At 66.1% G+C, this 5,959-nt stretch carries 3 protein-coding genes and 1 pseudogene; 1 reads left to right on the top strand and 3 read right to left on the bottom strand.

The window, feature by feature from the left end; genetic code table 11:
- A pseudogene (locus tag AC07Z7_RS24705) lies at positions 1–185 on the top strand (hypothetical protein); the annotation flags it as partial.
- Between the two features lie 91 nt (positions 186–276).
- Here AC07Z7_RS24705 and AC07Z7_RS24700 read toward each other — a convergent pair.
- The 3 genes from AC07Z7_RS24700 to AC07Z7_RS24690 form a co-directional block, all read right to left on the bottom strand.
- A complete protein-coding gene (locus AC07Z7_RS24700) occupies positions 277–1,503 on the bottom strand; it encodes an EAL domain-containing response regulator (RefSeq protein WP_494767994.1) in 1,227 nt (408 codons plus the stop codon).
- Entirely contained in the window at positions 1,500–4,490 is a 2,991-nt protein-coding gene (locus AC07Z7_RS24695; protein WP_494767993.1) for a hybrid sensor histidine kinase/response regulator, read from the bottom strand. Before AC07Z7_RS24695 ends, AC07Z7_RS24700 begins: the two co-directional genes overlap by 4 nt.
- A gap of 304 nt (positions 4,491–4,794) precedes the next feature.
- Positions 4,795–5,748, bottom strand: a complete 954-nt coding sequence (locus AC07Z7_RS24690) for a CysB family HTH-type transcriptional regulator (RefSeq protein WP_494767992.1) — start codon at positions 5,746–5,748, stop codon at positions 4,795–4,797.
- Between the last annotated feature and the right edge of the window lie 211 nt (positions 5,749–5,959).

The raw sequence follows: 5,959 nt of genomic DNA, 5'->3' as shown, positions 1-5,959 counted from the left end.
CCGCGCACCTGCTCTCCAACCGCACGCACACCTTCATCTACAGCTTTGACGGCCAGCAGTGGCGCTGGCAAAACGGCCAGCGGCTGACCAAGATGCCGGGGCAGAACGACCGGGTGGAGTTGGTCACACTGGCCGAGGTGTCGGCAGCGGGCCCCAAGGGGTTTGCGGGGTGTATGCCACGCTGAAGGCTGCGTGGTGGTTAGTATCAAATTGATAGCTACCAGCGCTTATCCATCGCGCGCAGACGGCCGATTTGGTTAGTTTTTTTGTCCAGGATCACCCCCCCGGCGCCCCCAACCCCTCCAGCACCCACCGCCGCTGCCACCCGTCCCGCCACTCCAGAATGGCCTCGGCTGCCATCGGCCGCGCAATGAAGTAGCCCTGGGCCAGGTCGCAGCCCGTTTGCTGCAGAAACCTCCAGTCGTCGGCGTCTTCCACGCCTTCGGCCACCACCTCCATGCCCAGCTCCTTGGCCAGGCGCAGGCTGGCATGGAAGATGGCGCGCAGGGTTTCGTTGTGGTGGGCGCCGTGCACAAAGCTCTGGTCGATTTTCAGTTCATCAAACGGGACATCGCGCAGCTGGGCCAACGATGAGTGGCCTGTGCCAAAGTCGTCGATGGACAGCTTGAAGCGGCGCAGGCGCAGGCGCGTGAGGATCTCCAGCGGCGCGCGCAGGTCCTTCATCAGCTGGCTCTCTGTCACCTCCAGCACGATGGACTGTGGCGCGACGCCCGCAGCGGCCGCAGCGGAAGTGACCTGCTCGGGGAAGTCGAGCGTGCCGAGGTTGTCCATCGACACGTTGATGGCCACCTTGCACTTCAGGCCTTGCAGGGCCCAGGCGGCGCTGTCCTTCAGTGCCTGCGCCACCACCGCCTGGGTGAGTGCATCGATCAGCCCGTGGGCCTCGGCCATGCCGATGAACTGGTCCGGGTACACCATGCCGTCCAGGGGGTGGCGCCAGCGCACCAGGGTCTCCACACCCACCATCTCGCCGCTCGACACCAAGACCTTGGGCTGATAGTGGTTGACCAGCTCCCCCGTCTGGATGGCAAGGGCCAGGCGATCGACGCTGTAGCCCTTGCCCTGCAGGCGCTGGGGTACGCGGGCGGGTGGCACCCATCGCTCCACCAGGGCAAACAGTGCCTGTGGCGACACGGGCTTGTGCAGGCTGCCCAGCACCTCGATGTGATGGGCCTGCACCAGCGTGCGGGCCGATTGCAGGGTGCGTTCGTCCTCGCCGCTCACCAGGATCAGGCTGCCGGTGTACCGGTGTTCCACCAGCTTGCGCACAAACTCCATGCCATCCATGCCGGGCATGTTCAGGTCGCACAGGATGAGCTGCGGTGCCTGCGCCGCATCGTCCACCCTGCCCAGTGCGGCCTGGCCGTTGTCGCAAGTGGCAACCTGTGTAAAGCCCAGGTTGGCCAGTTGCTGGGCCAGCAGCTTGAGCATGAAGGGCTCGTCGTCAAGCACCAGGATGTGGATGTCGGACTTGGCACTCATGGCGCACCACCATCCTGCACGTTGTCGGACAAAAGTTCGGCCAGATGCTGGTCTGTGGCCGCCATCTCGCGCTTGAAGTGTTCAAATGCCAGTGCCAGCGCGTCGATCTGCCCAGCCGCGCCCACCTGCTCCATGTCGGCACACAGATCGCCCAGCGCCATCGCCCCCACCGAGCGGGCGGCCGACTTGAGCTTGTGCACGGCCGCCACGGTTTTGGCGGCGCTGCCGGCGCGGTAGGCCTGCTCCACCTCTTGCGCAATGCGTGCGGCGCTGCTGCGAAAAGCCTGCAGAAACTCGCGGATGAGCTGGGGGTCGTCGCCCACCAGGCCGCGCAGGACCTGGATATCTACCGGCCCGGTGGCGAGTGGGCGCATGGCGCTGGGTGGCTCGGCAGCAGGGTCTGCGTTGGATGTGGGCTTGGGCAACCAGCGCTCCAGCAGCTCCTGCAATTGCGACAGGGGTGCGGGTTTGCTCATGTAGTCGTCCATGCCCGCGTCCTTGCAGCGCTGGGCCTCGGTTTTGAGGGCATTGGCCGTAAGGGCGAGGATGCGCACCGGCGGGGTCACGGGCTCGCCCGCGCGGATGCGGGCGTTGGCCCGCTCCTGTTCCTCGGCCCGTATCACGGAGGTGAGCTGGTAGCCGTCCATGCCCGGCATGTGCAGGTCTGTCACGATCAGCGCGTAGTCGCCGCTGCGCCAGCGTATCAGCGCCTGCAGGCCGTCTCCTGCCAGGTCGGCGGTCAGCCCCAGCAGCGACAGCTGCTGCATGATGACCTTCTGGTTGATTTCGTTGTCCTCCACCACCAGGATCAGGCGCCGCTGGCGGCGTGCTTCTTCGCGCGACAAGGCCACCGGCGCCGCCACATAGCGTGCAGGCACCAGCGCGGTGTTTTCGTCCTGGTGCGGCACGCGGCCCGCCGCCACGGCCACCGCCCGCAGCAGCGCGCTGCGGGTCAGCACGTTGCCGTCGATGGAGACGCGGTCGGCGTCGATCTGTTGCGGATACCGGTGAGGGCCATGCCCCACCACCACAAAGTGAACGGTCAACCCCGGATTGGAGCGCGCGACGGCGCGCAGGCTGTCCAGCGAGGTCGGGCTTTCGGCGTCGGTGTTGACCACCCAGACCCAGGGCCCCGGCGCAAGGCTGGGCACCTTGTGGCTGGCTGCGTCCAGGTTCTCCACATGCTCGGTGTGGGCGCCCGCCTTGGCCAGATAGGCCACCAGGTCACCCGACAGTGTCTTGCCGTTGCCGATGATGAGGCAGGACAGGCCCGCCACCAGGGACGGCACCGACGGCGTTTTGCCGCCCGCAGACTCTGCGCGCGTGAACGGCAGGCGCAGCGTGAAGGTGGAGCCCTCGCCCGGCGCACTAGTCACAGAAATGCTGCCGCCCAGGCGCTGCGCCAGATTGCCGGAAATGGCCAGGCCCAGGCCCGTGCCACCAAAACGGCGGGTGGTGGACACATCGGCCTGCGTGAAGGCCGTGAACAGCGTGGCCAGGGTGGCCTCGCCCATGCCGATGCCGTTGTCGATGACCTGGAACTCCAGGGTCACCCGCTGGCGCTCTTGCTGCACCAGCACCGCGCGCACCGCCACCCGCCCTGCGGTGCGCCCCCCGGCCGAAAACTTGATGGCGTTGTTGACCAGGTTGATGAGTATCTGCCGCAGGCGCAATGCGTCGCCCCGGAGCACGGGGGGGATCTCGGGGTCGGTGAACAGGGTCAGTTCAACGCCTTGTTTTTCTGCCAGACGGTTGAGCATGGCGCAGACCTTCTCCACCACCTCGCTCACCGCCATGGGCTCGTCTTCCACGCCCAGGTGGCCGGCCTCGATCTTGGAAAAATCCAGGATGTCTTCAATCACGCTCAGCAGCGAAAAGGCGGAGTCGCGGATCAGGTCCACCATGGCAACCTGCGGGCTTTTGAGGCTGGAGCGCGCCAGCACGTCGATCATGCCGATCACGCCGTTCATGGGGGTGCGGATTTCGTGGCTCATGGCCGCCAGAAAGTTGGACTTGGCCTGCGCAGCGGCGTTGGCCTCGTTGCGTGCCAGCTCCAGCTCGGCGTTGCGCTGGCGCTCGCGCACATTGGCATGGGCCAGGTCAGCATACATGCGGCTGTTTTCCAGCAGCAACACGATCAGGACAAACGACGACGCCAGCAGTCCATAGACACGCCCGCCGTAGAAACCCAGGTCAAACCGCGCGCCGTTCAGCACTGCTGCCAGGGCAATGTCCAGCAGCCAGGCCACCAGCGTCACCATGAGCCACAGGTCCAGCACGCTGCGCGCCTTGCGCCACAGACAGACCAGGGCCACCAAAGACAGCGTCCAGGTCAGAAAAGCGACCCGCAGCTTGCCCGTGTCGTCCTGGTTGCCGCGCATCAGCACCGGCAAGGCGTCGTGGCCCACGGTGGTGAGCAGCACCAGCACCACGGTCAGCGCCAGCGCCCCCAATGCGGCCAGCGCAATGCCACTGCGCGCAGCCCCTGTCGCCTGCGCTGTCTCCATTACACCCAGCTCGGAGGCCCCGCGCTCTTTCATCCACACATAGGCCAGCACAAACAGCGGAAACCCGCCATGCCACAGGAAGTACAACCAGGCCGTGGTCTGGGGCCCGGCCCCGAGCACGCCCGACGGGGCAAAAAGCCCCGGAAAGCTCAGCGCATGCGCCACCGCCATGAAAGCGCAAAACAGGTAGCCCGCCCCCAGCACCAGCAGCGCGCGGGAGCGCAAGAAGCTGTATTGCCCCATCAGCAGGACGGCGGTGATCAGGTCATTGGTGACCAGTGCGGTCTGGTAAACCGGAATGAAGGCGGCCACCGGCGGTAAAGCCGTGCGCGCAAAAGGCGCAATGGCCAGAAAGATCAGGAAGGACACGCACACCGCCGCACCGGCCATGCGCCAATGGCGCTTGTCTGCCGACAGCGTTGACAGGAAGGCCGAGCTTCTGTCGGCCGAACTGTCCAAAGAATCTGGTGTGGTGCCCAACGCAGCCTCCCCTCTGCAATCGTTGCCGACGCCGCGGGTGCCTCTGTAGCGGGCCTTGGCGGGCGCCGTGTGGGTTCAATCCATCGAGTGAAAACCAGCTTAGTGCAAGTGGCGAACCGGGGCAAGGGAATTAAGTGCGGCACGCAACGCCCGTGCAAGGCCGCCATCGCACCATCCACAGCGCCACCCACAGCACCACTCACGGCGCCCACCGCAGAGGCCGATGTTCTGCATGGTGGAAGTTACAAATGGAGAGGCATTCAGCCCCGCATGCAGGTGCAGCGCTCTTGCGTGCGCCCCACCATCATCCGTCGCCCTCCTCCACGCCACGGCCCCCCTGCACCACTGCCTGCTCCACCACGTCCCGCGTCAGCGTGGGCACAAAGCTCTCGATGAAGCGGTAGGCATAGCCCCGCAGCCAGGCGCCGCGCCGCAGGCCCAGACGGGTGAGGTTCACTTCAAACAGATGGCCCGCGTCGATCATGCGCAGGTGGCGGTCGCGGTCTTCGTCCACCGCGATGGAGGCGACGATGCCCACGCCCATGTCCAGCTCCACATAGGTCTTGATCACGTCAGCGTCCATGGCAGTGAGCACGATGTCGGGGGCCAGGCCCGCGTTGGCAAACGCGGTGTCGATGTGCGCGCGGCCGGTGTAGCCCAGTTCGTAGGTGATGATGGGGTGGTCGGCCAGCTGCTCCAGCGTGACGGGGCCGGGGTGGGCCAGCAGCGGGTGGCCCGGGGGCACAACGATGCTGTGCGTCCAGCGGTAGCAGGGCAGCGTGACCAGCGCGTCGTAGCCCGCCAGGGCCTCGGTGGCCACGCCGATGTCGGCCTCGCCGGAGAGCAGCATCTCCGCCACCTGGCGCGGCGAGCCCTGGTGCAGGTGCAGCGACACCTGCGGGAACATGGCGCGGAAGTCGCGCACGACCTGGGGCAACGCATAACGCGCCTGCGAGTGCGTGGCGGCCACCGACAGGCGGCCTTGCGCGCTGTCGCTGAAGTCCTGCCCGGCCCGCTTGAGGTTGTCGGCTTCGAGCAGCAGGCGCTCCAGCGTGGGCAGCAGCACCTCGCCCGGCGGCGTGAGCCCGGTGAGGCGCTTGCCCGCGCGCACAAAAATCTCCACCCCCAGCTCGTCCTCCAGCTCACGGATCTGGCGGCTGACGCCGGGTTGCGAGGTGTGCAGCATGTGTGCCACCTCGGTCAAGTTGAAGCCGCGCCGCACGGCCTCGCGCACGGAGCGCAGTTGCTGAAAGTTCATGGTCTGGTACCAAGGTCTTGCGCATGCCAATTGCTATATTTTTTATAGCTCAAAAGGCATGACCATCAGGCGGTAGAGCCTGTTTTTATTCGAATCTTTAGTTCTTCAGGGCCTTCACATGCCGCGCTCGGCCAGGTCGGGCACGTAGCGGTCGGCCTGGATGTCGGGCGAGAGGCCGTGGGTGATGACCTCGTCGGTGATGGGCAGGAAC

This window comes from Acidovorax sp. GW101-11A03 (assembly GCF_059424825.1).
The sequence above is the reverse complement of the archived record's forward strand: the minus strand, read 5'-3'. Positions and strand labels throughout refer to the sequence as shown.